This window comes from Jatrophihabitans lederbergiae, from assembly GCF_031845305.1.
Lineage (GTDB): Bacteria > Actinomycetota > Actinomycetes > Mycobacteriales > Jatrophihabitantaceae > Jatrophihabitans_A > Jatrophihabitans_A lederbergiae.
This window is the reverse complement of record NZ_JAVREH010000007.1, coordinates 12,811-38,541: the sequence shown is the minus strand read 5'-3', so window position 1 is coordinate 38,541 and position 25,731 is coordinate 12,811. Positions and strand designations below refer to the sequence as shown.

Sequence of the window (25,731 nt, the reverse complement as noted above, 5' to 3'; positions counted from 1 at the left end):
GTCCCTCATCTACCGTGTGGGCGTGCAGCTAATCCACGCCTCGATCCCGAGCCCGACCGTCAGTGTCATCCGGATCGGCCCGCTGCCCCTGCACCTGTATGCCCTGTGCATCGTGGCGGGGATCATCTTCGCGGTGTGGCTGACCGACCGGCGCTGGCGTGAGCGTGGCGGCGCGGCGCAACAGGTCGGCGACGTGGCCGGCTGGGCGGTGCTGTTCGGCATCGTCGGCGGCCGGCTGTACCACGTCATCACCGACCCGGAGCTGTACTTCGCCCGCGGCCGGCACCCCATCGACGCGGTCAAGATCTGGGACGGCGGCCTCGGCATCTGGGGCGCGGTGGCGCTCGGGGCGCTGGGGGCCTACATCGGCTGCCGCCGGCACAAGCTGAACTTCGCGGCCTTCGCCGACGCCTGCGCGCCGGGCATCCTGATAGCCCAGGCGATGGGCCGCTGGGGCAACTGGTTCAACAACGAGCTGTACGGCCGGGCGACCACCCTGCCGTGGAAGCTGCAGATCCACCAGCTGGACGTGGTGAACGGCAAGGCCGCCCGCGACGCCTCGGGACACGCGATCGTGCTGGGCTACTACCAGCCCACCTTTCTGTACGAGATGCTGTGGAACCTCGCCGTCGCGGGCCTGCTGCTGTGGGCCGACCGCAGGTACCGGCTCGGCAAGGGGCAGGTGTTCGCCCTGTACGTGATGGGCTACACCCTCGGCAGGTTCTGGGTCGAGGCGTTGCGGGACGACCCTGCCAACCACATCCTGGGCATGCGGGTCAACAGCTGGGTGTCGATCCTGGTTTTCCTGGCCGCGCTGGCCTGGTTCTTGGTGCACCGGTCCTCGCCCCGCAGCGCCGCCCGGGAGCCCGCCGATCCCGAGCCCGAAGGCACTGCCGGCTTAGGCAATCCTGGGTCCGAGGGCGCCGCCGAGACCGACCTAGACTCGAAGCATGCCGAGCATCCCGATCCGCCAGACCGGCCCGCAGCCGTCCCCGGCTCGGCCACAGCTCAGCCAGAACGAGCCGACGGGGCGTCCACACCACTCGATCGGTGACCCGCAGCTCGCCATCGGGCACGAGCACCGCGACGTCTCCGGCGGGTGGTTGCGTCCCACCGTGTTCGGCATGGTCGACGGGCTGGTCTCGAACTTCGCCCTGATCGCCGGGGTCGCCGCGGCCAGCGACGGCGCACGTCCGGTGGTGCTGGCAGGCGTCGCCGGGCTACTCGGCGGGGCGTTCTCGATGAGCACCGGCGAGTACATCTCGGTCCGCAGCCAGAACGAGTCGATGCAGGCCGAGGTCGAGGTCGAGCGCCACGAGCTGATCCACAATGCCGAGGCGGAGCTTGTAGAGTTGACCCAGATCTACATCAACCGTGGCGTCGATCCGGAGCTCGCGCAGCTGGTCGCCGAGCAGCTGTCGGCTGATCCGAAGCAGGCCCTCGAGATCCACGCGCAAGAAGAGCTCGGCGTCGACATCCACGACCTGCCGGACCCCAAGGTCGCGGCGGTGTCCTCCCTCGCCTCGTTCGCGATCGGCGCGTTCATACCCCTGCTGCCGTTCCTGTTCGCGGCCAGGATGCTTCCGCTGGCCGCGGCGCTGGCCCTGCTCGGGCTGTTCGTCACCGGTGCCCTCACCGCCCGCTTCACCACCCGCGCCTGGTGGTACGCCGGCGGCCGGCAGATGCTGCTCGGCCTGGTGACGGCCGTGGTGACCTACGGCGTCGGCCACCTCGTCGGCGCCAACGTCACCTGATCTTGAGTCAGCCACCCGGGCTTGGCAGCGTCAGGCACCCGATCCAGGCTCGCTCCCGTCAGCTCCGGTCGTTGCCTGCCCGGGACCGCGCGACCGTCAGGCCCACCATCCACGACACGATCATCGCCACGTACGCCAGGCCGGCCAGCTGCTCGATCATCACGAAGCTGCGGGCGTGCGGCTGCACCGGCACCACATCGCTGAGGCCGGTGCTCGACAGCGTGGTGAAGCTCAGGAACAGCAACTCCATCCAGGTTCGGGGCGCCTCGGCGTGCAACGCCGCGGTGAACGAGCCCGGCCAGACGATCTGTGTCACCACGAACAGATGCGCGAAGGCCCAGGCCAGCAGGGTGAAGGTCGCCCCCACCGCGAACAGCTCGTCCTTGGTGATGTCGCGGTCGGCCAGCATGTACACGATCAGGCTGCCCGCGGCGTAGAAGTAGAAGGCTGACTCGAAGCCCGAGCCCCAACCCTGCCAGGTGGGCGAGGACGAGGCCACCTGCAGCACCGCGAACACCGTCGAGGGCACTCCCAGGGCGATCGAGATCCACACCGTCCACGCGGTCGTCTCCACCGACCACACCGCCAGCGCCAGCACCAGCAGGCCGAACAGCGAGATCGCGCTGGTTCCGGCCCGGGAGTTGCCGAAGGCGGGATAGAGCAGCACGCCGAGCAGCTGCACCGCCAGCAGCGCCGCCGACGGTTGCCGGCGGATCCGGCTGAGCAGGGTGCCGGAAGTACGGTCGGTCAAGGTCGCTTCAGCCGAGCTCGCTGCCCTGCAGCAGGCTGCGGACAGCGTCGGTGGGGGACAGGTCCAGGGGGCTCTTGCCGTCGTCGTTGACGCAGTCGGGGTCGGCCCCGGCCGACAGCAACGCCAGGATGGAGTCGACGTCGGCGTTGGCCACCGCCGAGTGCAACGGTGTCCAGCCGCGCCGCTGCCGGGCCTGCACCGGGGCGTCGGAGGCGATCAGGATCCACACCAGCTCCGAGTGCTGGCCCGCCGCCGCGGCGTGCAGCGGCTGCACCGCCAGCTCGTTGCGCGACGGCTCGGCCACCGGCGCGTCGGCGTCCAGCAGGGCGCGGGCCGCCTCTGCGCGCCCGAAGAAGGCGGCCAGGTGCAGCGGTTGCCAGCCATCCGGGCTCCAGGACTCGATGACCGCCCGGTCCGCCAGCATCAGCTCGCCCAGCCGTTCGGTGTCGTCGAAGGCGGCTGCCTCGAACACCGAGAGGTCTCCGAGCTGGGCCGCCAGCTCGTCGGCCAGGTGAGCGTGACCGGCGTACAGGGCGGCCAGCGAGGGTGACGCGCCCTCGGGGCTGGCCGCCTTCAACAGCTCCGGATGGCGGCCGAGCAGAGCCCGCACGCAACTCACGTCGCCGGACTCGATAGCGGCAAAGAATTCGTTGACCTCGGCCATGCGACTACTGTGCCACTGATGGGCAATGCCTGGCAGAGGCGTCGCAGCGCGCACCGGTCACCGCGGACCAGGGCGCACGGACGGTATTCTGCTGAGCGGGCATTGTGCTCAGGGCCGACGCTGTCCCACTCGGAACATCACCCGGATCGATCCTTTCCGATCCGCAGACAGCTGAGGGCCCGTTGAAACGGCCCCCCGATTGAGGGGAGCACGCGTGAAATTCTCCGCACTGCCCGCCGCGCAGGGGCTCTACGACCCGCGCAATGAGTCCGACTCCTGTGGCGTGGCGTTCCTGGCCGACCTGCGGGGCAGGGCGTCCCACGAGCTCGTCCGCAACGCCCTCACCGCGCTGCACAACATGGATCACCGCAGCGCAGCCGGTGCCGAACCGTCCAGTGGTGACGGTGCGGGGCTCACTGTGGGAATTCCGGACGCGTTTCTGCGCGCCGTCGTGACCGAGTGCGGCTTCTCGCTTCCCCCGCTGGGCCAGTACGCCACCGGCATTGCCTTCCTGCCCGTCGACGACGCGGCCCGCGCCCGGGTGAAGGCGCTGATCGCCGACACCGCCGCCGCCGAAGGCCTGCGCGTGCTTGGCTGGCGCAACGTACCGACCTTCGACGACGAGGTCGGCCCCACCGCCCGCAGCGTGATGCCGGCCTTCGAGCAGCTGTTCGTCGCCGCCGACCAGGGCGATCCCGCCGACGGCGCGCCGACTGGTGAACCGGTCTCGGGGTTGGCCCTGGAGCGCCGCGCGTACGGCCTGCGCAAGGTCGCCGAGCGGCTGGCCGACGTCTCCGGTGACGAGCTGTACTTCCCGTCGCTGTCCGGGCGCACGTTGGTCTACAAGGGCATGCTCACCACCGCCCAGCTGGCGAGCTTCTACCTGGATTTCGCGGACGAGCGGTTCGCGACCGCCATCGCGCTGGTGCACAGCCGGTTCTCGACGAACACCTTTCCGTCCTGGCCGCTGGCTCAGCCGTTCCGGATGATCGCCCACAACGGCGAGATCAACACCGTCGGCGGCAACCGCAAGTGGATGCAGGCCCGGCAGGCTCTGCTCGCCTCGGACGAGCTCGCCGGACCCAGTGGCGACCTGTCACGACTGTTTCCGATCTGCACGCCGGGCGGCTCGGACTCGGCGTCCTTCGACGAGGTCCTGGAGCTGCTGCATCTGGGTGGGCGCAGCCTGCCGCACGCGGTTCTGATGATGATTCCCGAAGCCTGGGAGAACGCCGATCGGATGGACCGGGCGCGGCGCGACTTCTACGCCTTCCACGCCGCCCTGATGGAGCCGTGGGACGGTCCGGCCTGCGTCACCTTCACCGACGGCACCGTGATCGGGGCGGTGCTGGACCGCAACGGCCTGCGTCCGGGACGCTGGTGGCAGACCTCCGAGAACCTGGTGATTCTGGCCAGCGAGGCGGGCGTCATCGACATCGATCCGGCCACGGTCGTGGCCAAGGGGCGGCTGCGTCCCGGACGGATGTTCCTGGTGGACACTGCGGCGGGCGAGATCCGCGACGACGACGAGATCAAGTCCGCGCTCGCGGCCGAGCATCCCTACGGCGACTGGCTGCACGCCGGCCTGCTGCACCTGACCACCCTCGCCGACCGCCAGCACGTGGTGCACACCCACGAGTCGGTGGCCCGTCGCCAGCAGCTGTTCGGCTACACCGAGGAGGAGCTGCGGGTCATCCTCACGCCGATGGTTACCACCGGCGGCGAGCCGCTGGGGTCAATGGGCTCCGACACCCCGCTGGCCGTGCTGAGCAAGCGGCCCCGGCTGCTGTTCGACTACTTCTCCGAGCTCTTCGCCCAGGTCACCAACCCGCCGCTGGACGCCATCCGCGAAGAGATGGTGACGTCGATGTCGAGCAGCATCGGCCCGGAGCGGAACCTGCTCGACCCGTCACCGGCGTCCTGCCGTCAGATCGTGCTGCCCAGGCCGGTGATCGACAACGACGACCTGGCCAAGATCTGGCACGTCAACGCCGACGGTGACCTGTCCGGGTTCCAGTGCGCGCTGATCGACGGCCGCTTCCGGGTGCACGGCGGCGGCCCGGCGCTGGCCGCTGCGCTGCTGCGCGTCCAGGACGAGTGCTCGGCGGCCATCGCGGCCGGCGCCCGCATCCTGATCCTGTCCGATCGGGACTGCGACGCCGACCACGCGCCGATCCCGTCGCTGCTGCTGACCTCGGCCGTGCACCGGCACCTGGTGCTCACCGGCCAGCGCACCCAGGTCGGCCTGGTCGTCGAGACCGGCGAGGCGCGCGAGGTGCACCACGTCGCCCTGCTGATCGGCTACGGCGCCGCCGCGGTGAACCCCTACCTCGCCTTCGAGACGATCGACGACCTGATCTCGTCCGGCGTGATCACGGGCATCGACTCCGCGACCGCGATCGAGAAGTACATCAAGTCGCTGTCCAAGGGCGTGCTGAAGGTGATGTCCAAGATGGGCATCTCCACGGTCGCCTCCTACACCGGCGCGCAGGTGTTCCAGGCCTTCGGGCTCTCCCAGGAGCTGCTCGACACCTACTTCTACGGAACCAAGAGCAGCAGCCTCGGCGGCATCGACGTCGACCTGGTCGCGCAGGAGGTCGAGGCCCGGCACAACCGCGCGTTCCCGCAGAACCCGACGGCTCGTGCGCACCGGCGGCTGGAGGTGGGCGGTGAGTACGCGTGGCGCCGCGAGGGCGAGATCCACCTGTTCAATCCCGACACGGTGTTCAAGCTGCAGCACGCCACCCGAGCGCGGCGCTACGACGTCTTCGCCGAGTACACCAGCGAGGTGAACCGGCTCAACGCCGAGGGAGCCACCCTGCGGGGGCTGTTCGAGTTCAAGACCGGCCAGCGCCCGGCCGTTCCGATCTCTGAAGTAGAGGCGGTGGAGTCCATAGTCAGGCGGTTCGCCACCGGCGCGATGTCCTACGGCTCGATCTCGGCCGAGGCGCACCAGACCCTGGCGATCGCCATGAACCGGATCGGTGGCAAGTCCAACTCCGGTGAGGGTGGTGAGGACGCCGAGCGCTACGTTGCCGACGCCAACGGTGACCTGCGCCGGTCGGCCGTCAAGCAGGTGGCCTCCGGCCGGTTCGGGGTGACCTCGCACTACCTGGTCAACGCCGACGACCTGCAGATCAAGGTCGCCCAGGGCGCCAAGCCCGGTGAGGGCGGCCAGCTGCCGGGCTACAAGGTCTACCCCTGGATTGCCCGGACCCGGCACTCCACTCCAGGTGTCGGCCTGATCTCGCCGCCGCCGCACCATGACATCTACTCCATCGAGGACCTGGCGCAGCTCATCCACGACCTCAAGAACGCCAACTCGGCGGCGCGGGTGCACGTCAAGCTGGTGTCGGAGTTCGGTGTCGGCACGGTCGCGGCCGGAGTGTCCAAGGCACATGCCGACGTGGTGCTGATCTCCGGCCACGACGGCGGCACCGGCGCGGCACCGCTGACCTCGCTCAAGCACGCGGGCATGCCGTGGGAGCTGGGGCTGGCCGAGACCCAGCAGACGCTGCTGCTCAACGGCCTGCGTGACCGCATCACGGTGCAGGTCGACGGCGCGATGAAGACCGGCCGGGACGTGCTGATCGCGGCGCTGCTCGGCGCGGAGGAGTTCGGCTTCGCCACCGCGCCGCTGGTGGTGTCGGGCTGCATCATGATGCGGGTCTGCCACCTGGACACCTGCCCGGTCGGGGTGGCCACCCAGAACCCGGAGCTCCGTTCGCGGTTCACCGGAAAGCCCGAGTTCGTGGTGACCTTCTTCGAATACATCGCCGAGCAGGTCCGCGAGCTGCTTGCCGAGCTGGGCTTCCGCACGCTCGAAGAGGCGATCGGGCACACCGAATACCTCAACACGCGCAGGGCAATCGACCATTGGAAGGCCGACGGCATCGACCTGTCGCCGCTGCTGCAGATGCCCGAGCCGTACGCCGGCACCACACTGACCAAGCGGGTCGAGCAGGACCACGGACTGGACCAGGCCCTGGACAACACCCTGATCCAGCTGTGCGAGGGCGCCCTGCTCGACGGCACCCCGGTCAGCCTGGAGCTGCCGGTGCGCAACGTCAACCGGACCGTCGGCACCATGCTCGGGTCCCTGGTGACCCGCCGCTACGGCGCGGACGGCCTGCCCGCCGGCACCATCGACATCACCCTGCGCGGTTCGGCGGGGCAGTCACTCGGCGCGTTCCTGCCCTCCGGCGTGCTGATCCGGCTGTACGGCGACGCCAACGACTACGTCGGCAAGGGCCTGTCCGGCGGCGTCGTCGCCATCCGCCAGGACGAGCGCGCCCCGCTCGTCGCGGAGCGGAACGTCATAGCCGGCAACGTGATCGGCTACGGGGCCACGTCCGGCGAGCTGTTCCTGCGCGGCATCGTCGGTGAGCGCTTCTGCGTCCGCAACTCCGGCGCGACCGCGGTGGCGGAGGGTGTCGGTGACCACGCGTGTGAGTACATGACCGGTGGCACGGTGCTGATCCTCGGCCCGACCGGCCGCAACCTCGGCGCGGGCATGTCGGGTGGAACCGCGTTCGTGCTGGATCTCGACCCGTCGCTGGTGAACACCGAGCTGGTGGACATCGAGGTGCCCTCGGCAGAGCACCTGGACACGATCCGGACGGTGCTGGCGCGCCACGTCGAGCTGACCGGCTCGGCGGTCGGGCGTCGGCTGCTGGCCGATCTCGACGCCGACCCGGAGTCCACCCTGACCCGGTTCTCGCTGATCATGCCGCGTGACTACAAGAGGGTCATCGAGGCGACCAAGCAGGCTCAAGTCGCCGGCCTGGACGTCGATGATGCCGTGATGACCGCTGCCCGTTCATAGCCGGCTTTTATGGCAACCGGCCGGTAACCCCTAGGATTGGCGAATGTGACCCGTCGCGCAAAGATCGTCTGCACTCTCGGCCCGGCAACTGACCCACCGGAGCGCATGCGCGCCCTGGTCGAGGCCGGCATGGATGTCGCCCGGCTGAACTTCAGCCACGGTGACCATGTCGATCAGGCCAAGCGCATGCAGAGCGTCCGTGAGGCAGCTGCTGCCGCCGGTCGTAACGTGGCCGTCCTCGCCGACCTGCAGGGCCCCAAGATCCGGCTCGGCCGGTTCGCCGAGGGCCCTGTTCTGTGGGCGACCGGCGAGCGGGTCCGGATCACGGTCGAGGACATCGAGGGTGACCACGACCGGGTGTCGACCACCTACAAGCAGCTCGCCGCCGACGTCCGTCCCGGCGACAAGCTGCTGGTGGACGACGGCAACGTCGCGCTGGTTGCGGTCACCGTCGAGAACGGCACCGACGTGGTCTGTGACGTCAGCGAGGGCGGCGTCGTCAGCAACAACAAGGGTTTGTCACTGCCCGGTGTCGCGGTCAGCGTGCCGGCCCTGAGCGAGAAGGACATCGAGGACCTCGAGTTCGCGCTGAGCCTGGGCGCCGACTGGATCGCGCTGTCCTTCGTCCGTTCGCCCGATGACATCAAGCTCGTGCACGAGGTGATGGACCGGGTCGGCGTCCGCCGTCCGGTGATCGCCAAGATCGAGAAGCCCGAGGGTGTCGACCGGCTGGTCGAGATCGCGCTGGCGTTCGACGGCGTCATGGTCGCGCGCGGTGACCTGGGCGTCGAGATGCCGCTCGAGCAGGTGCCGATGGTGCAGAAGCGAGCGATCGCGATCTGCCGCGACTACGCCAAGCCGGTCATCGTGGCCACCCAGATGCTGGAATCGATGATCAGTCACTCCCGGCCCACCCGGGCCGAGGCCTCCGACGTCGCCAACGCCGTGCTCGACGGCGCGGACGCGGTGATGCTCTCCGGCGAGACCAGCGTGGGGACGTACCCGATCCAGGTGGTCGCGACGATGTCGCGGATCATCACCGAGGTCGAGCAGTCCACCGTCGATGTCGCGGCGCTGCTGCACGAGCCGCGCACCCCCGGCGGCGTGATCGCCAAGGCCGCGAAAGAGATCGGCGACTCCCTCGGCGCCAGCGCGCTGGTGGCCTTCACCCAGAGCGGTGACACCGCCCGCCGGCTGGCCCGGCTGCACGCGCACTGCTCCGTGCTGGCGTTCACTCCGGAAGAGACCGTGCGGCGCCAACTCGCGCTGTCCTGGGGCGTGCAGGCGCACCAGGTCTGGACGGTGCAGACCACGGACGAGATGGTCCGGCAGGTCGATTCGGCGCTGCTCGCCCAGCGGGTGTGCCGCCCGGATGACCTGGTGGTTATCGTGGCGGGCACACCGCCATCGACACCCGGCACCACCAACACCATCCGGGTGCATCACATCGGGGGCATCCTGCAACGTGACCGCTGAGGCAGAGCTCAACGCCGCCGCCGGGCAGGCTGTCGTCGACGGGCTGGTCGCGCTGCTGGATCTGGAACCCATCGAAGAGGACATCTTCCGGGGCGTGAGCCCCAAGGTCGAGCTGCAGCGCGTCTTCGGCGGGCAGGTGGCGGGCCAGGCCCTGGTGGCCGCGGGCCGTACGGTCGAGAGCGACCGGTTGGTCCACTCGCTGCACTCCTACTTCATCCGCCCCGGTGACCCGGCGATCCCGATCATCTACAACGTCGAGCGAATCCGGGACGGCGGGTCGTTCTCGGTGCGCCGGGTGCTCGCCATCCAGCACGGCAAGCCGATCTTCACGCTGTCGGCCTCGTTCCAGCTTCCCCAGGGCGGCATCGACCACCAGGTCGAGATGCCCCCGGCGCCGCCGCCGGAGTCACTGCCCACGCTCGCCGAGCGCTACGAGGGCTACGACGAGCTGTGGGAGGTCATGAGCAAGATCCCGCAGGCCTTCGACGTCCGCTATGTCGATGACCCACCGTGGATCCAGCGGACGCTCGGGCCGCGCCAGAACCAACCGCACCGGATCTGGCTGCGCGCGAACGGCACGCTGCCGGACGACCCGCTGCTGCACGTCTGCGTGGTGACCTTCGCCTCCGACATGAACCTGCTCGACTCGGTGCTGGTCCACCATGGGCTCTCCGCGCGGCTGGACCCGATCAGCATGGCGTCACTGGATCACGCGATGTGGTTCCACCGCCGGTTCCGGGCCGACGAGTGGTTCCTCTACGACTCGTCCTCCCCGTCGGCGTCCGGTGGCCGGGGGCTGGCGACGGGACGGTTCTTCACCCGGGACGGCCGGCTGGTGGTCAGCGTCGCCCAGGAGGGCCTGATCCGCCTGCCATCCGCCTGAGTTCATTGTTCAGGCGCGATCAGCACCGCCTGAGCCTGGTTGTTCACAGGCGTTCTCACGCCTGGGCTTGGATTGCGTGCCAGGCGGCTTCGACGTGCCTGCGCTCCGTCAGCACCGAGCCGATCGCCATCCGGATCGCCAGCCGGCCGTTGACCAGGGTGTGCGTCAGGTAGGCATCGCCCGAGGCGTTCACGGCGTGCAGGGCCGAGCGGGTGGCGGCGTCGCCCGCCCGCAGCGCGAAGGTCACCAGGGCGAGCGGATGCGGTGCGAGCAACTCGAAGCGCCCGTCGGCCGCCACCCACCCGGCGAACTCCTGCGCCAGCGCGACGTGGCCGCGGATGTGGTCGCGCAAACCCCTCGCGCCGTACCACCGCAGCACCGTCCACAGCTTGAGAGCGCGGAACCGCCGCCCCAGCGGAACCTGCCAGTCGCGGTAGTCGAAGACCTCGCCCGACTCGGTGGCCTCGTTGCGCAGGTACTCGGGCAGGATGGACAGCGCCCCGATCAGCGCGGCGCGGTCGGCCACCCAGAAGGCGTTGCAGTCGAAGTTGGTGAGCAGCCACTTGTGCGGGTTGGTGCAGTACGAGTCGGCCTTCTCGACGCCGGCGTTGATCCAGCGCAGTTCGTCGCAGACGGCGGCCACGCCGGCCCAGGCGGCGTCCACGTGCAGCCACGCGCCGTGCTCGTGGGCCAGGTCGGCCAGCGTCCCGACCGGGTCGAGCGCTCCGGTACCGGTCGCCCCGACGGAGGCGACGACCAGCGCGGGGGTGTAACCGGCCGCGACATCGGCGGCCAGCAGGTCGGCCAGGTGCCCGGCGTCCGCGGCCTGGGTGGCCGGGTCGATCCGGAGCTTGCGCAGCGCGGCGGAACCGACACCGGCCACCCGGCACGCCTTCTCCACCGAGGAGTGCGTCTGCTCGGAGGTGTAGACGGTGAACCTGCCGGCGGCGGTGCCCGCCGTCTCGGTCGCCCCGCCGCTGACGCGGTGCAGGGCGGCGACGAGGGCCACCAGGGCGGCGTCGCTGGCGGAGTGCTGGATGACCCCGCCACCGGCCGAGTCGGAGCGGAACCTCGGGTCCAGGCCGAGAAGTGTCGCGAGCCAGTCCAGCATGTGGGTTTCGAGCTCGGTTGCCGCCGGTGAGGTGGCCCAGAGCATTCCCTGCACGCCCAGGCCCGAGGCCAGCAGGTCACCCAGGATGGCGGGACCGCTGGCGTTGGCCGGGAAGAACGCGAAGAAGGACGGGTGCTGCCAGTGCGTGATGCCGGGCATGATGACCCGGTCGAGGTCGGCCAGCACCGACTCGAAGCCCTCGCCCCGTTCCGGCGGGTCGGCGGGCAGGCTGGCCCGGACGTTCCCGGGGGAGGCCTGGGACAGCACCGGAAAGGATTCCAGCCGCTCATGGTAGTCGGCGATCCAGTCGATCACCTGGTGGCCGTGCCGCCGGAACTCGTCGGGGCTCATGTGCGCGTTCACACCTGGAATCTAGCGAGCCGCCGATGCCGTCAGGCTGTGCCCCCGGTGGGATTCGAACCCACACGCCTTTCAGCAATGGTGTTTGAGACCATCATGTATGCCAGTTCCATCACAGGGGCTTTGAGCAGTCGAAAGTCTAGCCCGATAAGCTCTGGCCTCGCCCACCGCCTCCGGCCGGCTGCGTGTGGTCAAGTTGCGGGAAGAAGGTTGGAAGTCACGTGATTGAGCAGGCACCACCCGATGAGGCGGCAACCCCTGCCCGGCGCGTCCTCATCGCTGAAGACGAGGCGCTGATCCGGCTCGACCTGCGTGAGATGCTCCAAGAAGAGGGCTTCGAGGTGGTCGGTGAGGCCGCGGACGGCGAGAAGGCCGTCGAGCTGGCCACCGAACTGCGTCCGGACGTGGTGATCTGCGACGTCAAGATGCCCAGGATGGACGGCATCACCGCTGCCGGCCAGATCGCGGGGGCGCGGATCGCCCCGGTGGTCATCCTCACCGCATTCAGTCAGCGCGACCTGATCGAGCGGGCCCGTGACGCCGGTGCGATGGCCTATCTCATCAAGCCATTCTCCAAACGCGATCTGCTTCCCGCCATCGAGATGGCCACCAGCCGTTTCGCCGAGATCAAGGCGCTGGAAGAAGAAGTCAGCGACCTGCAGGACCGGCTCGAGGCCCGCAAGCTGATCGAGCGCGCCAAGGGTGTGCTGATGGCCGAGCACCGGCTCTCCGAACCGGACGCGTTTCGCTGGATTCAGCGTGCCGCCATGGACAAGCGCACCACCATGCGTGCGGTCGCGGAGCTGGTACTGAGCGAAACCGGTAATCGCTGACCGTGCGCGCTCCGGTGACCGGTCGAGTACGGCTTACCACATTCCGTCACGAGGCGGTGTTCACCCTGGCGGTCGCGGACTCCCTTTCACAATCAGGGCGCCGGCGCCCGGGGACGACTCGTGCAGGCAACATGCCTGATATCCAGCGGTGCGGAATGACCGGCACCCTGAGATCCGATCTTCGGACTTTCGTGCGATCCGGCGACCACGGGGATGCGATTTGGTTACGACCCGCCGATGAGGCCGTTGAACGCCGTCATTGTTTTAGGTTGCACGCTAGCGTGCACCGTCACGAGGGCAGAGCCGGCGCAATCGACCGCCGGTACTGAATTGAGCTCTCGTAGGACGGCCAAAGCCTTATCCAAGGCGTGAAGAATGAGGAGGAGACGTCAGTGCGGACTAGTTCCCTGGCAAAAGTCGCCGCAATCGGTGCGGTAGGCGTCATGGCGCTGAGCGCCTGCTCGAACTCGAAGAAGGACACCAGCACTGGCCTGAACGCCGGCAATTCCGGCAGTGCCAGTTCCAACAACAGCAACCAGACCTACAAGATCGGCTTCCAGGGTGCCCTGTCGGGCGACAACCAGCAGCTCGGCATCAACGAGATCAATGCCGTGAACCTCGCCGTGGACGAGGCGAACGCCAAGAGCGATCTCGGCTTCAAGCTCTCTGTGGTCAAGTCCGACGACGGCGGCACCGCCGACAAGGCGCCGGCCGCGGCGGCCGCGCTGATCCAGGACAACGCCATCATCGGCGTCGTCGGCCCGATCTTCTCCGGTCCGACCTCGGCGACCGGCAAGACCTACGCTGCCGCCAACATGGGCCTGATCAGCCCGTCCGCGACCAACGCGACGCTGACCAGCTCCGGCTTCACCACCTTCCACCGCATCGTCCCGACGGACGGTGTCGAGGGCAAGCAGGCCGCCGACTACCTGGCGAAGAAGTACAAGAAGGTCTTCGTCGTCGATGACACCTCCGTGTACGGCAAGGGCGTCGCCGATGTCGTCCAGGGCGAGCTCAAGGCCAAGGGCGTGACCACCAGCCGTCAGGGTGTCGCCGCGAACACCCAGGACTACGGCGCGATCGCCCAGGCGGTCACCGGCTCGGGTGCCGAGGCGATGTTCTACGGCGGCTACGACGCCCAGGCGGCACTGTTCGCCAAGGCGCTGACGGCGTCCGGCTACAAGGGAATCCGGATGACCGGTAACGGTGGCAAGTCCACCGTCTTCACCTCCGGCTCGGGAGCGGCCGGCAACGGCTGGTACTTCTCCTGCGGCTGCCAGGACGCCACGACGGCGCCCGAGGCGCAGGCGTTCAACAAGGCGTACGCGGCCAAGTTCAACACCCCGCCGTCGACCTACTCGCCCGAGGGCTATGACTCGGCAAACGCCCTGATCGAGGCCATCAAGACGGCCGCGAAGAGTGGCACCCCCACTCGCAAGTCCGTCGCGGACGCGATCAACAACCTCGACTACAAGGGCATCACCACCGACGTGAAGTTCCAGCCCAACGGCGAGGTCGCGCAGGCGACGGTGAACCTGTACCAGCAGAAGGCCGGCAAGATCGTCGAACTCGGCAACATCGCCGAGCAGAGCTGATCGCCGAACAGGTCGACTGATCGGGTGAGGGACGCTGCCAGCCGTACCGACGGCTGGCAGCGCCCCTTCTCCATGAGTGCCGGATCCCGTCTCGCGGCCGGACGCTCAAGCCTTCTCGTGCAGCCAGAAAGGTAAATCGCGTCAATGACCGACTTCATGAACTACCTTGTACTCGGCCTCACCCGCGGGGCCATGTACGCGCTGATCGCGCTGGGGTACACCCTCGTGTACGGGGTTCTGCAACTCATCAACTTCGCGCACAGCGAGGTGTTCATGTCCGGTGCTTTCGGCAGCTACCTGGTCGTGCACCTGATCGTCGGCGACGGCAAGGGCACCCCCTCGTGGGCGGTTCCCTTCATCATCATCATCGGCATTCTGGCCGGCGGCATCACGGCCGGCATCATCGCCTGGACCCTGGAACGGGTCGCGTACCGGCCGTTGCGGAAACGAGGGGCGCCCAAGCTGGCGTTCCTCATCAGCGCGATCGGGGCATCCTTCTTCCTCTCCCAGTTCGCCGGCAAGATGTTCAACCGGCTCACCTCGAACAGCTTTCCGGCGTTCTTCGCCCAGGACAAGACGCTGTTCACCGTCTTCGGCGCGCAGGTGAAGGTGCTGCAACTGGTCATCATCGTCGCGGCCGTCGTCATGATGATCTTCCTGGACCGGCTGGTGTCGGTGACCAAGCTCGGGCGCAGCATCCGGGCGGTGTCGGAGGACGCTCAGACCGCCGCGCTGATGGGCATCAACATCGACAAGACGATCTCACGCACCTTCATCATCGGCGGCCTGCTCGGCGGTGCCGCCGGATTCCTCTTCGGGCTCAACTTCAGCTTCGGCAACACGATGGGCTTCATCCCCGGTGTCAAGGCTTTCGCGGCCGCGGTGCTGGGCGGTATCGGCAACATCCGCGGTGCCATGATCGGCGGCCTGCTGCTCGGCGTCGTCGAGAACCTGGTGCCGACGGCGCCGTGGCACGGCACCCCCTGGATCGGCACCGAGTGGACCGACGTGGTGGCCTTCGTGGTGCTGGTTCTGGTGCTGATGTTCCGCCCGACGGGCATTCTCGGTGAGCGACTGGGGCGTGCGGCATGAAACGACTCGGACTGGGCTCGGACGCCGCGCGCCGGCTGCTGGGCTGCCTCGCGGCCTCGGTGGTGCTGGCCATGATGTGGGGTCCCCAGGAAGGCAGCCAGACCGACTACGGCTACGCCTTCCGACAGGCCGTCCTCAAGCCCCGGATCTTCGTCTTCCTGCTCCTCGGCGTGCTGCTCTTCCTCGCGATCACCTTTCGCCCCAAGGTTGTTCCCTACCTGACCAGGCCCGGCGTGTGGCCGCTGGTCGGCGGCGCGGTCACGGTGATCGCGGCGCACACCCTGATGCACTGGTACGACCCTGCCGGTGACGCCAAGTTCGGCACGGTCGCCAAGGCCGTGGCCAACACCAACGGCCTGTCCCCGCTGACCACGGCCTTCTTCGGCTGGCTGTGGTGGGCGCAGTTGCTCGTCGTGATCGTCCTCGGGGCGACCGCGATCGCCCGTCGGAACAGCGTGCTGGCCTGGGCGACCGCCGTGGTGGCGGCCCTGGCCGCGGTCGTGTGCTACTTCGCGCACAGTGACGTCGCCTCGGTCGGCACCGGCATCGACCACTCCCTGGGCGTCTACGTCGCGGTACTCGGCTACCTGGTGGTGGTCGTGGCTGCGGTATTCGTGGCGCTGTCACACGCCCAGGTCGCCCAGGGCCGGGTCGCGGTCAACCGGGTGCTCGGCTGGCGTCCCGGGTTTCCGCTGGCCGTGCTCGGCTTCGTGCTCGGCATCTTCTCCCTGGCCACCGCGACCTGGTTCTCGCCGCAGCACTTCAACGCCACCCTCAGCGACACCCACAACCTGTTCCTCAACACCGCGCTCGCCCCGCTGGCCGTGCAGTACCTGATCTGGTTGGCCTGGCTGCTGCTGGCGGTGACCGCGGTGCTGGCCGGTGGTGCGAGCTACTTCCGGATGCGCGCACTGGGGTGGGTCGCGGCCGTGGTCGGCGTTGCGTCGGTCCTGATCACCCTGATCACGATCTATGACTTCAGCGACCTGGCCGCGTCCGAGAACATCGACAACGCGACCGGCCCCTGGCAGAACCTCGGCGCGGGTGGCTGGATGGCCTGCGCGGCGTTCTTCCTGATGGGTGCGGCCGGCTATGTCGCCGCCACCGCCCCGAACCGCGAGGCAACGCGGCACGAGGCAATGCCCGCTGTCGACTCCGACGCCGTCAGCTCCGGCCGCTCGGCCCGCACATCGTTCCTCAGCGCGCCCGGCGCGGTGCGCAGCGGCATCCTGCTGGTCATCGCCATCGCGCTGTTCTACCCGCCGACGGCCAACGGGTTCTGGCAGTCCGTGCTGGTCAGCGAGATCGGCATCTACGTCCTGCTGGCGGTCGGCCTCAACGTCGTCGTCGGCTGGGCCGGCCTGCTGGATCTGGGTTTCATCGCCTTCTACGCCATCGGCTCTTACACCACCGCGTACCTGGTCGGCTCGCTGCCGATCAAGCCGCCGTCGTGGCTGAACATGAGCCCGCTGTTGGCGATCCCGTTCGCCATCGTGATCTGCCTACTGGCCGGGTTGGCGCTGGGCGCGCCCACACTGCGGCTGCGCGGTGACTATCTGGCCATCGTGACGCTCGGCTTCGGTGAGATCATCCGGATCGTGGCGGTCAACGCCGACCCGGTGACCAACGGCAGCCGTGGCCCGTCCGAGCAGGTGCCGCACCCGGTGATCCACCTCGGGCCGGTGCACATCACCTGGGGCCTGAACCAGCTGCAGTACTGGTACCTGTTGCTGGTGCTCGTCGTTGTCGTGGTGATCCTCTTCCGGCGGCTGGAGAACTCCCGGATCGGCCGGTCCTGGGCCGCCATCCGTGAGGACGAGGTCGCCGCTCAGGCAACGGGCATCAACACCTTCCAGATCAAGCTGCTCGCCTTCGCCATCGGCGCGTCCACGTCGGGCCTGGCCGGTGTTTTCTTCGCCAGCCAGGTCGGGTTCTTCAATCCGGAGAACTTCGTGCTGAACAACTCCATCCTGGTGGTGGCCTACGTCGTCTTCGGCGGCATGGGCTCGCTGCCCGGCGCGATGGCCGGTGCGGCGCTGCTCACCTGGCTGCCCGAGTTCCTCAAGGACCAGGTGCCGGCGGCTGACCGGCAGATGTGGATCGGCGCCGTCGTCCTCGCCATGATGATCTTCCGTCCGGGTGGCGTGTTGCCCGCTCGGCGCCGGGCCGTCGAGCTGTCCGGTTATGAACAGGAAGAGATCGAGGCCAGAGACGTGCCCATCGCGGAAGGGATCGGCGCGCGATGACCTCCACCGTCGAACACAGTGCCAGCGTTCCCGCGCAGGCGGACGACCTCATCTTCGACATCCGCAACATCACCCTGCGCTTCGGTGGTGTCACCAGCCTCAACGACGTGTCGCTGCGGATGCGGCGCGGCCAGGTGCTGGCGATCATCGGGCCGAACGGCGCGGGCAAGACGTCGCTGTTCAACTCACTGACCGGGGTGTACAGCCCGCAGGAGGGCACCATCGAGGTGCGCGCCCGGCTGGGTGACTCGGCGACCAGCGTCATCGGCCAGAAGACGCACGTGGTGAACCGGCTCGGCGTCGCCCGCACGTTCCAGAACATCCGGCTGTTCCCGGCGCTGACCGCGCTGGAGAACGTCAAGGTCGGAGTCGAGACCCGGCAGAAGTCCGGTCCCATCTCGGCCATGCTGGGCCTGCCCCGGCAGCGCCGGGAAGACCGCGAGAGCACCGAGCGTGCCTTCGAGCTGCTGCGCCGCGTGGGCCTGCAGGCCAAGGCCAACGACATCGCGGGCTCGCTGGCCTACGGCGAGCAACGCCGGCTCGAGATCGCGCGGGCGCTGGGTACGGACCCGGGCGTGATCCTGCTCGACGAGCCCGCCGCCGGCACGAACCCCGCCGAGAAGCGTGAGCTGGCCACCCTGATCAAGGGGATCAACACCACGGACGGCGTCAGCGTGCTGCTGATCGAGCACGACATGAAGCTGGTGATGTCGATCGCGGACCGGATCATCGTGCTGAACTTCGGCCAGAAGATCGCCGAGGGGACGCCGGAGCAGATCCAGCGCAATCCGGAGGTCATCGCCGCCTACCTGGGCAGCTCGGCCGACGAGGTCGGCGATGCGGTCCAGGCGCAACCGGAGCTGCACCGGATCGACACGGCGGTCTCGCTGGACGAGCTGACCGGCCAGCAGGGGCCGGCCGCCGGCAGCGCCACCAGCACCGGCGCCACCAGCACCGGCGCCACCAGCACAGAGGAGTGGAAGGCATGAGCGACGTCCTGCTGCACGTCGACGAGATCGAGGTCCGGTACGGGGCCATCAAGGCGCTCAAGGGCATCAGCTTCGAGGTCCGCGAAGGTGAGGTGGTCGCCCTGCTCGGTGCCAACGGCGCGGGCAAGACCACCACGCAGCAGACGGTGTCCGGCATGCTCCGCCCGTCGCTGGGCCAGATCGTGTACGAGGGTCGGCGCATCGACGGCATCCCGGCACACGAACTGATCAACCTCGGTATCTGCCACGTGCCCGAGGGGCGCCGGGTCTTTCCGCGGATGACCGTGCACGAGAACCTGGAGATGGGCGCGTTCCGGTTCAAGCGCCCGGATCCGAAGCTGTTCGCGCACGTCCTGGAGCTGTTCCCGCGGCTGGAGGAGCGGATCAAGCAGCAGGCGGGCACGCTGTCCGGCGGCGAACAGCAAATGCTGGCGATCGGCCGGGCGCTGATGGGCAAGCCGCGGCTGCTGCTGCTGGACGAGCCCTCGATGGGGCTGGCGCCGCTGATCGTCAAGCAGATCTTCGACATCGTCCGCGAGGTCAACGCCGAGGGCGTGACGGTGCTGATCGTGGAGCAGAACGCGGCGCAGGCGCTGGGGTTGGCAGATCGCGGCTACGTCCTCGAGACCGGCGAGATCGTGCTGACCGGTACCGGCCGCGAACTGCTCGCCGACGACCGGGTACGGGCCGCCTATCTGGGTGAGGAGATCGCCTCGTAGAGTGGGAAGAGGCCAGTCGATTACTCGGTGCGATCGGTCTGTGACCGCTTGGCGGATAGTCTCGACGGAGTTTGATCAAGCACTGTCGCTACCCGCCGCAAGCACGCTACTGTCGATCGCGAGGTTTGCTTGATCGACAAACAAATCTCGTCCGGACAGTACGTGGTAACTCGAGACGGGGAGTCGAAAGTGTCCAGAGGCAACGTACGGGTAAGACCGGCCGCGACCTCAGATATTTCGGAGCTGACCGCACTGTCGGTGGACCATGGCCTGGCCGACCATCTGGGTCGCCGTGGCCGCAAGACCGACACCACCTCTATGGCGGACCGGTACGTGTCCCTGCTCGGTGACCCCGACCGGCTGGTCCTGGTCGCGGTCGATGAGGCCACCGACAACCTGGTCGGATTCGCGGTGCTGGTCGAGGAGCGGGTCGGCGTGCTGACGCCCACCGCCACGCTCTACATCTCGCACCTGCTGGTGGCGCCGTCGTACCGCAAGCGCGGGGCCGGCCGGGCGCTGCTCACCGCCGCTGTCCGGCACGCCGAGGATCGCGAGGTCGGCCACGTCGTGGTGGGTGTGCAGGCCGCCGCCCGCGACGCCAACCGCTACCTCGCCCGACTCGGTTTCGCTCCGCTGGTCGTGCGGCGCATCGCCTCCGTCCAGACGCTGCGCCGCAGCCTCAGCATCGTCGACTCCCTCGATCGCGTCGCACTTCGCCGCCGCCGCACCACCGTCCGGGGCGTGCTGCCCGGCCGTGTGGTAGGCAGAGGGGCATGATCACCCCCGCACAGCAGACGATCTTCGACGAGGCACACCGCCGCTGGAAGGGCACCGACGAGCTGCTCGGCGACCGGATGGGCATCGAGGTCGTCGACAATGATCCCAACCGCCTGGTGGCCACCATGCCGGTCGCCGGTAACCGGCAGCCCTACGGCCTGCTGCACGGCGGCGCGTCCGCGGTGCTGGCCGAGACGGTCGGCTCCTGGGCGGCCGCGTTGCTTGCCGGCCCCGACAACATCGCCGTGGGTGTGGAACTAAGCTGCACGCACCATCGCTCCGCGACCCAGGGCGAGGTCACCGCGGTGTGCACCCCGCTGCACGTCGGGCGCACCATCTCGACGTTCGAGATCGCCATCACCGACGAGAACGACCGCCGGATCTGCACGGCGCGCTTGACCTGCGCGATCCGTCCCGCCCACCAGGCCGGCCTCACCTCCCCTGCCTGAGCGGCCGCCCCGCGCGATCCGAGTAACGTCACTGGCCACGCCTAGACTCTGCAACCGTGACCCCTCCCGCTGACACCTCTGACGCCGACATCCTGACCGTCGCCCTGCTCCCGGCCGACAGTTCGGACGAGAGCGGGGACGCCAAGCCCCGGCTGCTGCTCATCGACGGCCACTCCATCGCCTACCGGGCGTTCTTCGCGCTGCCGGTCGAGAACTTCTCGACCACGACGGGGCAGGTGACCAACGCGGTGTACGGGTTCACCTCGATGCTGATCAACCTGCTGCGCGACGAGCAGCCGACCCACCTCGCGGTGGCCTTCGACGTCAGCCGCACGACCTTTCGCAGCGAGTCCTATCCCGAGTACAAGGCAAACCGGTCCAGCACTCCGGAGCCGTTCCGGCCACAGGTCTCGCTCATCAAAGAGGTGCTCGCGGCGCTGCGCATCCCGGTACTGGAGGTCGACGGCTTCGAGGCGGACGACGTCATCGCCACCCTCACCACCGAGGCGAGCGCGCACGGCATGCAGGTGCTCATCTGCACGGGCGACCGCGACGCCCTGCAACTGGTGACCAACGACGTCACGGTGCTCTATCCCCGCAAGGGGGTCTCTGACCTGACCAGGTTCACCCCCGAAGAGGTCGAGGCCAAGTACGGCCTGACACCCGCGCAGTACCCGGACTTCGCCGCACTGCGCGGCGATCCCAGCGACAACCTGCCCGGCATTCCGAGCGTCGGCGAGAAGACCGCCTCGAAGTGGATCCGCGAGTACGGCTCGCTGGACGAGCTCGTCGCCCGCGTCGACACGGTGAAGGGCAAGGTGGGCGACGCGCTTCGCGAGCACGTCGGCTCGGTGATGCGCAACGCACAGCTCACGAAGCTGGTCCGCAACGTGTCGCTGGACCTCGGCGTCAGCGAGCTGAGCCGGCAGCAGTGGGACCGCGACGAGGTCCACCAGCTGTTCGACAACCTGCAGTTCCGGGTGCTGCGCGAGCGGCTGTTCGCGACTCTGCCCACCGTCGAGCCCGAGGCGTCCGAGGGCTTCGAGGTCGAGGTCAGCCGGATCGGCCCCGATGTGGTGCCGGACTTCCTGACAACACGGGTGTCGGACGGCCGACGGGTCGGCGTCTCGTTCGGGGGTACCTGGGGCCGCGGTTCGGGAAGGCTGAACTCCGTCACCCTCGCCAATGCCGACGGCGTGGCGGGCTGGATCGACGTGACAGAGCTGACCGAGGCCGACGACCGGGCCCTGACGGCGTGGTTCGCCGACGAGGCGATTCCGAAGGCGATCCACGACGTCAAGGGCCCGCTGCTGGCGATGGCCCAGCACGGTTGGATGTTGGCGGGCGTGACATCAGACACCCAGCTCGCCGCCTACATCGTGCAGCCGGGGCAGCGGGCCTTCGACCTCGCCGACCTCGCGCTGCGCTACCTCAAGCGAGAGCTGCGGGACGAATCCGCCGGCCCGACCTCCGGTCAGCTGACGCTGGACGGTGGCCTCGAGGAGTCCGAGGACGCCCGTGCCGACGCCGAGGCGGTGCGCGCGGCCGCGGTGCTCGACCTTGCCGATGCCCTCGACGCCGAGCTCGACGGCCGGGGCGGCGTCACGCTGCTGACCGAGCTAGAACTGCCCCTGACCTTTCTGCTGGCCGAGATCGAAGCCACCGGCATCGCCGCCGATGCCGAGCACCTGATCGACCTGCAGTCGGAGTTGGGCGCCGCCGTCCGGGATGCCGAATCCGAGGCCCACGCGCTGGTCGGACGCCCCTTCAATCTCGGTTCGCCCAAGCAATTGCAGCAGATTCTCTTCGACGAGCTGGGCCTGCCGAAGACCAAGCGGACGAAGACCGGCTACACCACCGACGCCGACGCGCTGGCCTGGCTTGCCGAGGCCAGCGACAATCCGCTGCTCGGATTCCTGCTGCGTCACCGCGAGGTCACCCGGCTCAAGTCGGTGGTGGACTCGCTGCTGCCCATGATCGACGACGTCGGCCGGGTACACACCACGTTCAACCAGACGATCGCCGCGACCGGCCGGCTGTCCAGTGTGGACCCCAACCTGCAGAACATCCCGGTGCGCAGCGCGGAGGGCCGCCGGATCCGGCAGGCCTTCGTGGTCGGCACCCAGCCGGCGGGGGCGTACGAATCCCTGATGACCGCCGACTACAGCCAGATCGAGATGCGGATCATGGCGCACCTGTCCAAGGACGCCGGCCTGATCGAGGCCTTCGCCTCGGGTGAGGACCTGCACACCTTCGTGGCTGCCCGCGCCTTCGACGTCGCCCCCGAGGCGGTGGACGTCGACCTGCGGCGGCGGGTCAAGGCCATGAGCTACGGCCTGGCGTACGGCCTGTCGGCGTACGGCCTGTCCCAGCAGCTCAAGATCACCCCGGACGAGGCGAAGAGCCAGATGGAGGCCTACTTCGCACGCTTCGGGGGCGTGCGGGAGTACCTGTACTCGGTGGTGGGCGAGGCGCGCCGGACCGGTTACACCGAGACCATCATGGGGCGGCGTCGCTACCTTCCCGACCTGAACTCCGACAACCGGCAGCGTCGTGAGATGGCCGAGCGGATGGCGCTGAACGCCCCGATCCAGGGCAGCGCCGCCGACATCATCAAGGTCGCGATGCTCAATGTGCAGCGCTCGATCAGCGCGGCGGGGCTGGCATCCCGGCTGCTGCTGCAGGTGCACGACGAGCTGGTGCTCGAAGTGGCGACGGGGGAGCGGGAGCAGGTCGAAGAGCTCGTCCGCCGCGACATGAAGGCGGCGGTCGAGCTGACAGTGCCGATGGAGGTCAGCGTCGGCGTCGGCCCGAACTGGGACGCCGCGGCCCACTGAGTTCTGTCCGACCTCAGTACGGGTCGGCAGTGTCGGTATGCCCCATGAGGCGCGCTATCGGGTACAGCTTCAGCCGCAGCAGCACCTTGATGCCGACGTTGTGCAGCCACCACGGCAGCTCGGCCAGGACCCGAAGGCGGTCCGCTCTGGTGGGCCGGCCCACCTCGAAGCGAGCCAGTGAACCGGTGCGGTCGAGGTAGCGCAGCCGAGAACCTGGCAGCACGTGCCGGAGCAGGCCGAGCGTCACCCCGATGGAGGAGTAGGCGTCGTGGATGGACAGCCGCGCCCCGGGAGCCAGGAACTCCGCCCACCGGAGGTCATCCGAGAGCGTCCAGTAGTCGTGCTTGCCGTCGATGTAGAGAAACCCGATCGGCTCGGTCCAGCCCGGGCGCAGGTCCGTGCTCTTGGCCTGCCGGAGCTCGACCCGGTCGGTGACCCCGCAGCGCCGCAGGTTGGCGAGGAACGTGTCCTTGGTGGCCAGGCCGCCGAACATCGGCCCGCTGACGAACGGGTCGATGGCGACGACCGTCGCCTCGGGGGCCGCCGAGGCGAGCACCACGGTGGAGCGGCCCTGGTGGCTGCCGATCTCGATTATGCGGGACCCCGCCGGCAGTCGCCGCGCCTCGTCCCACAGCGCGCGGGCCTGGTCGCGGGTCAGCCAGCCGCCGATGACGTCGGCCGCCGCGAACGCCGTATCGAAGTCGGCTGCCGAATGAGATCCCCGCTGCCGCGGTGCGGGCGTCTGTGCTGGGGACGTCTGTTGGGCGGGCGTCGGTTCTGTGGGGGTTCGGTGAGCGGGCATCGCTGGACAGTACGCCACGGCCGGCGGATCTGATCACGATGTGGGCACGGGCGCGCAAATGCGCACGCAGTCGCCGTGGCGGGTGTTTGATACTCGTCATGCCCACCCCTTGCTTCCGCGCGCGCTTCCTCAGCGCCACCGTTGCCGGTGGCGCCGTCGCCGCACTCGTCCTGACCGGTTGCAGCAGCAACACCTCCACCCCCGTCCCGAGCCGTCAGAAGGATGTCCGGTCCTCCGACTCCAACGTCAAGATGACCGACTGCGCCTCGCAGTGCACCGGCGAGATCAACCGCGCCAAGTACACGATCAAGCTGCCGCAGAACTGGAACGGGAGCCTGCTGCTGTACTCACACGGATACCGCTTCGCAGCCCCGGCCCCGCCGAGTTTCGCCCCGGTCGACACCACCGCGCAGGTGTCCTCCACCGACAGCGACGGAACCGGTTCGGACCCGCTGAGCCAGAAGCTGCTCGCCGAGGGGTACGCCCTCGCCGGCTCGTCGTACAAGTCCAACGGCTGGGCTGTCCGCGACGGCGTCCAGGCCGATGAGGACCTGCACAACCAGTTCGTGAAGCTCGTCGGCAAGCCACGCCGGACGTACGCGTGGGGCGACTCGCTCGGCGGCCTGATCACCGAGGTACTCGCCGAGACCAACCCGGACTGGGTGGATGGCGCGGCCCCGATGTGCGGCGCGGTCGCCGGCCCCAACTACAACTTCGACGTCGCGCTCGACGTGGCGTTCGCGGTCAAGGCGCTGATCGACCCGTCGCTGAAGCTGACCGGCTACGCGAGTGCGGACGAGGCGGCCCGGAACTGGACCGCGGCCTCGGCGGCTGTGCTGAAGGCCGCGGCCGACGTCAAGGGCGGCGGCACCGCGAAGGTGCTGTTCATCGCCTCCCTCGTCAACGCGCCGACCGCGACCGCGACCTATGACGGCCACGACCTCACCTCGCAGGTCAAGGCCCGGGTCGAGGCGCTGCTCACCGCGCTGGCGTTCGGCACCAGCGGCCGGTACGAGCTGGAGCAGCGGGTGGGTGGCAACCCCTCCGACAACAGCCACGCCGACTATGCCAAGCGGACCGAGGGCAACGAGGCAACGCTCATCACCACGGCCGGCGGCAACGTGGCGAGCCTGGAGCAGCGATTGGCCGCCGCGCCGCGGGTGACCGCGGACGCCAACGCCCGGACGGCGATCGAGAAGCTGGGCGACACGACCGGCGCCATCACCGCCCCGACGGTCACCATGCACACCGAGCAGGACCCGCTGGTGCTGGTGCAGAACGAGTCGGTGTTCAGTGACCGCGCTCGCGCCAAGCAGGCGGCCGGCAAGCTGGTGCAGCTCTACGTCGCGCCGCCGAAGACCTACTCCGAGACCGCCAAGGCGCCGTACGGAGCGGGGCACTGCAACTTCTCGGACGGCCAGCGGACCGGGTTGATCGACGTCCTGGACAACTGGGTGCGGCACTCGGTGTACCCGGTGTCGACCGGAGTCGCCAGCAAGCTGGGCGCCGGCGTCGACGCGCTCTACACCCCGGGACCGTGGCCGGGCGACGAGCAACAGCAGCAGTAA

General features: G+C 68.8%; 19 protein-coding genes and 1 tRNA gene. 15 read left to right on the top strand and 5 right to left on the bottom strand.

What is annotated here, in order from left to right; genetic code table 11:
* Window positions 1–22: 22 nt before the first annotated feature.
* Window positions 23–1,054, top strand: a complete 1,032-nt coding sequence (gene lgt / locus RM423_RS07695) for a prolipoprotein diacylglyceryl transferase (protein WP_311422432.1) — start codon at window positions 23–25, stop codon at window positions 1,052–1,054.
* Entirely contained in the window at window positions 951–1,754 is an 804-nt protein-coding gene (locus RM423_RS07690) for a VIT1/CCC1 transporter family protein (protein WP_311422431.1), read from the top strand. The genes lgt and RM423_RS07690 overlap by 104 nt, the downstream gene beginning before the upstream one ends.
* A gap of 58 nt (window positions 1,755–1,812) precedes the next feature.
* On the opposite strand, the gene RM423_RS07685 is transcribed toward RM423_RS07690, so the two are convergent.
* Window positions 1,813–2,505, bottom strand: coding sequence for a potassium channel family protein (locus RM423_RS07685; RefSeq protein ID WP_311422430.1), 693 nt, complete (start codon window positions 2,503–2,505; stop codon window positions 1,813–1,815).
* Window positions 2,506–2,512: 7 nt separating this feature from the next.
* Window positions 2,513–3,169, bottom strand: coding sequence for an ankyrin repeat domain-containing protein (locus RM423_RS07680; RefSeq protein ID WP_311422429.1), 657 nt, complete (start codon window positions 3,167–3,169; stop codon window positions 2,513–2,515).
* Between the two features lie 214 nt (window positions 3,170–3,383).
* Between RM423_RS07680 and gltB the strand changes: the two genes are divergently transcribed.
* Genes gltB through tesB form a run of 3 tightly spaced genes read left to right on the top strand, consistent with a single transcriptional unit; the run spans window position 3,384 to window position 10,353 of the window.
* Complete coding sequence (gene gltB, locus RM423_RS07675) at window positions 3,384–7,994, top strand: glutamate synthase large subunit (RefSeq protein ID WP_311422428.1); 4,611 nt, start codon at window positions 3,384–3,386, stop codon at window positions 7,992–7,994.
* Window positions 7,995–8,039: 45 nt separating this feature from the next.
* Window positions 8,040–9,470 (top strand): pyruvate kinase, encoded by a 1,431-nt coding sequence (gene pyk / locus RM423_RS07670; RefSeq protein WP_311422427.1) that lies wholly within the window; start codon window positions 8,040–8,042, stop codon window positions 9,468–9,470.
* Window positions 9,460–10,353 (top strand): acyl-CoA thioesterase II, encoded by an 894-nt coding sequence (tesB, locus tag RM423_RS07665; protein ID WP_311422426.1) that lies wholly within the window; start codon window positions 9,460–9,462, stop codon window positions 10,351–10,353. The genes pyk and tesB overlap by 11 nt, the downstream gene beginning before the upstream one ends.
* 55 nt (window positions 10,354–10,408) lie before the next feature.
* Here tesB and RM423_RS07660 read toward each other — a convergent pair whose 3' ends face one another.
* Both RM423_RS07660 and RM423_RS07655 read right to left on the bottom strand, forming a co-directional pair.
* The gene (locus RM423_RS07660) at window positions 10,409–11,815 is read right to left on the bottom strand and encodes a pyridoxal-dependent decarboxylase (protein ID WP_396327645.1); all 1,407 of its coding nucleotides are present in this window, start codon (window positions 11,813–11,815) and stop codon (window positions 10,409–10,411) included.
* Between the two features lie 49 nt (window positions 11,816–11,864).
* Window positions 11,865–11,946, bottom strand: a tRNA-Leu gene (locus RM423_RS07655).
* 99 nt (window positions 11,947–12,045) lie between these two features.
* Here RM423_RS07655 and RM423_RS07650 point away from each other — a divergent pair.
* The 9 genes from RM423_RS07650 to polA all read left to right on the top strand — a co-directional run bounded on the left by RM423_RS07650 (window position 12,046) and on the right by polA (window position 23,361).
* Entirely contained in the window at window positions 12,046–12,657 is a 612-nt protein-coding gene (locus RM423_RS07650; protein ID WP_311422424.1) for an ANTAR domain-containing response regulator, read from the top strand.
* 392 nt (window positions 12,658–13,049) lie between these two features.
* Complete coding sequence (locus RM423_RS07645) at window positions 13,050–14,252, top strand: branched-chain amino acid ABC transporter substrate-binding protein (RefSeq protein ID WP_311422423.1); 1,203 nt, start codon at window positions 13,050–13,052, stop codon at window positions 14,250–14,252.
* Between the two features lie 144 nt (window positions 14,253–14,396).
* Complete coding sequence (locus RM423_RS07640) at window positions 14,397–15,344, top strand: branched-chain amino acid ABC transporter permease (RefSeq protein WP_311422422.1); 948 nt, start codon at window positions 14,397–14,399, stop codon at window positions 15,342–15,344.
* Window positions 15,341–17,590 (top strand): branched-chain amino acid ABC transporter permease, encoded by a 2,250-nt coding sequence (locus RM423_RS07635; RefSeq protein ID WP_311422421.1) that lies wholly within the window; start codon window positions 15,341–15,343, stop codon window positions 17,588–17,590. The genes RM423_RS07640 and RM423_RS07635 overlap by 4 nt, the downstream gene beginning before the upstream one ends.
* On the top strand, window positions 17,587–18,579 hold the full coding sequence (locus RM423_RS07630; protein ID WP_311422420.1) for an ABC transporter ATP-binding protein: 993 nt from the start codon (window positions 17,587–17,589) through the stop codon (window positions 18,577–18,579). The genes RM423_RS07635 and RM423_RS07630 overlap by 4 nt, the downstream gene beginning before the upstream one ends.
* Entirely contained in the window at window positions 18,576–19,298 is a 723-nt protein-coding gene (locus RM423_RS07625; protein ID WP_311422419.1) for an ABC transporter ATP-binding protein, read from the top strand. The genes RM423_RS07630 and RM423_RS07625 overlap by 4 nt, the downstream gene beginning before the upstream one ends.
* 189 nt (window positions 19,299–19,487) lie before the next feature.
* On the top strand, window positions 19,488–20,075 hold the full coding sequence (locus tag RM423_RS07620; protein ID WP_311422418.1) for a GNAT family N-acetyltransferase: 588 nt from the start codon (window positions 19,488–19,490) through the stop codon (window positions 20,073–20,075).
* Window positions 20,072–20,524 carry a PaaI family thioesterase gene (locus tag RM423_RS07615; RefSeq protein ID WP_311422417.1) on the top strand — a complete coding sequence of 151 codons (453 nt, stop codon included), beginning with the start codon at window positions 20,072–20,074 and terminating at the stop codon, window positions 20,522–20,524. Before RM423_RS07620 ends, RM423_RS07615 begins: the two co-directional genes overlap by 4 nt.
* A 56-nt stretch (window positions 20,525–20,580) precedes the next feature.
* Window positions 20,581–23,361 carry a DNA polymerase I gene (gene polA / locus RM423_RS07610; RefSeq protein ID WP_311422416.1) on the top strand — a complete coding sequence of 927 codons (2,781 nt, stop codon included), beginning with the start codon at window positions 20,581–20,583 and terminating at the stop codon, window positions 23,359–23,361.
* A gap of 13 nt (window positions 23,362–23,374) precedes the next feature.
* Here the strand turns inward: polA and RM423_RS07605 are convergent, their stop codons facing one another.
* The gene (locus tag RM423_RS07605; RefSeq protein ID WP_311422415.1) at window positions 23,375–24,163 is read right to left on the bottom strand and encodes a class I SAM-dependent methyltransferase; all 789 of its coding nucleotides are present in this window, start codon (window positions 24,161–24,163) and stop codon (window positions 23,375–23,377) included.
* A gap of 98 nt (window positions 24,164–24,261) precedes the next feature.
* Here RM423_RS07605 and RM423_RS07600 point away from each other — a divergent pair, with 98 nt between their 5' ends.
* Window positions 24,262–25,731, top strand: coding sequence for a hypothetical protein (locus tag RM423_RS07600; RefSeq protein ID WP_311422414.1), 1,470 nt, complete (start codon window positions 24,262–24,264; stop codon window positions 25,729–25,731).

What these genes read in the sequence shown, in the direction of transcription:
- RM423_RS07690 (WP_311422431.1), top strand. Translation starts at nt 951, where the DNA reads ATGCCGAGCATCCCGATCCGCCAGACCGGCCCGCAGCCGTCCCCGGCT.
- RM423_RS07680 (WP_311422429.1), bottom strand. Translation starts at nt 3,169, where the DNA reads ATGGCCGAGGTCAACGAATTCTTTGCCGCTATCGAGTCCGGCGACGTG.
- RM423_RS07660 (WP_396327645.1), bottom strand. Translation starts at nt 11,815, where the DNA reads ATGAGCCCCGACGAGTTCCGGCGGCACGGCCACCAGGTGATCGACTGG.
- RM423_RS07640 (WP_311422422.1), top strand. Translation starts at nt 14,397, where the DNA reads ATGACCGACTTCATGAACTACCTTGTACTCGGCCTCACCCGCGGGGCC.
- RM423_RS07635 (WP_311422421.1), top strand. Translation starts at nt 15,341, where the DNA reads ATGAAACGACTCGGACTGGGCTCGGACGCCGCGCGCCGGCTGCTGGGC.
- RM423_RS07630 (WP_311422420.1), top strand. Translation starts at nt 17,587, where the DNA reads ATGACCTCCACCGTCGAACACAGTGCCAGCGTTCCCGCGCAGGCGGAC.
- RM423_RS07625 (WP_311422419.1), top strand. Translation starts at nt 18,576, where the DNA reads ATGAGCGACGTCCTGCTGCACGTCGACGAGATCGAGGTCCGGTACGGG.
- RM423_RS07615 (WP_311422417.1), top strand. Translation starts at nt 20,072, where the DNA reads ATGATCACCCCCGCACAGCAGACGATCTTCGACGAGGCACACCGCCGC.
- RM423_RS07605 (WP_311422415.1), bottom strand. Translation starts at nt 24,163, where the DNA reads ATGCCCGCTCACCGAACCCCCACAGAACCGACGCCCGCCCAACAGACG.
- RM423_RS07600 (WP_311422414.1), top strand. Translation starts at nt 24,262, where the DNA reads ATGCCCACCCCTTGCTTCCGCGCGCGCTTCCTCAGCGCCACCGTTGCC.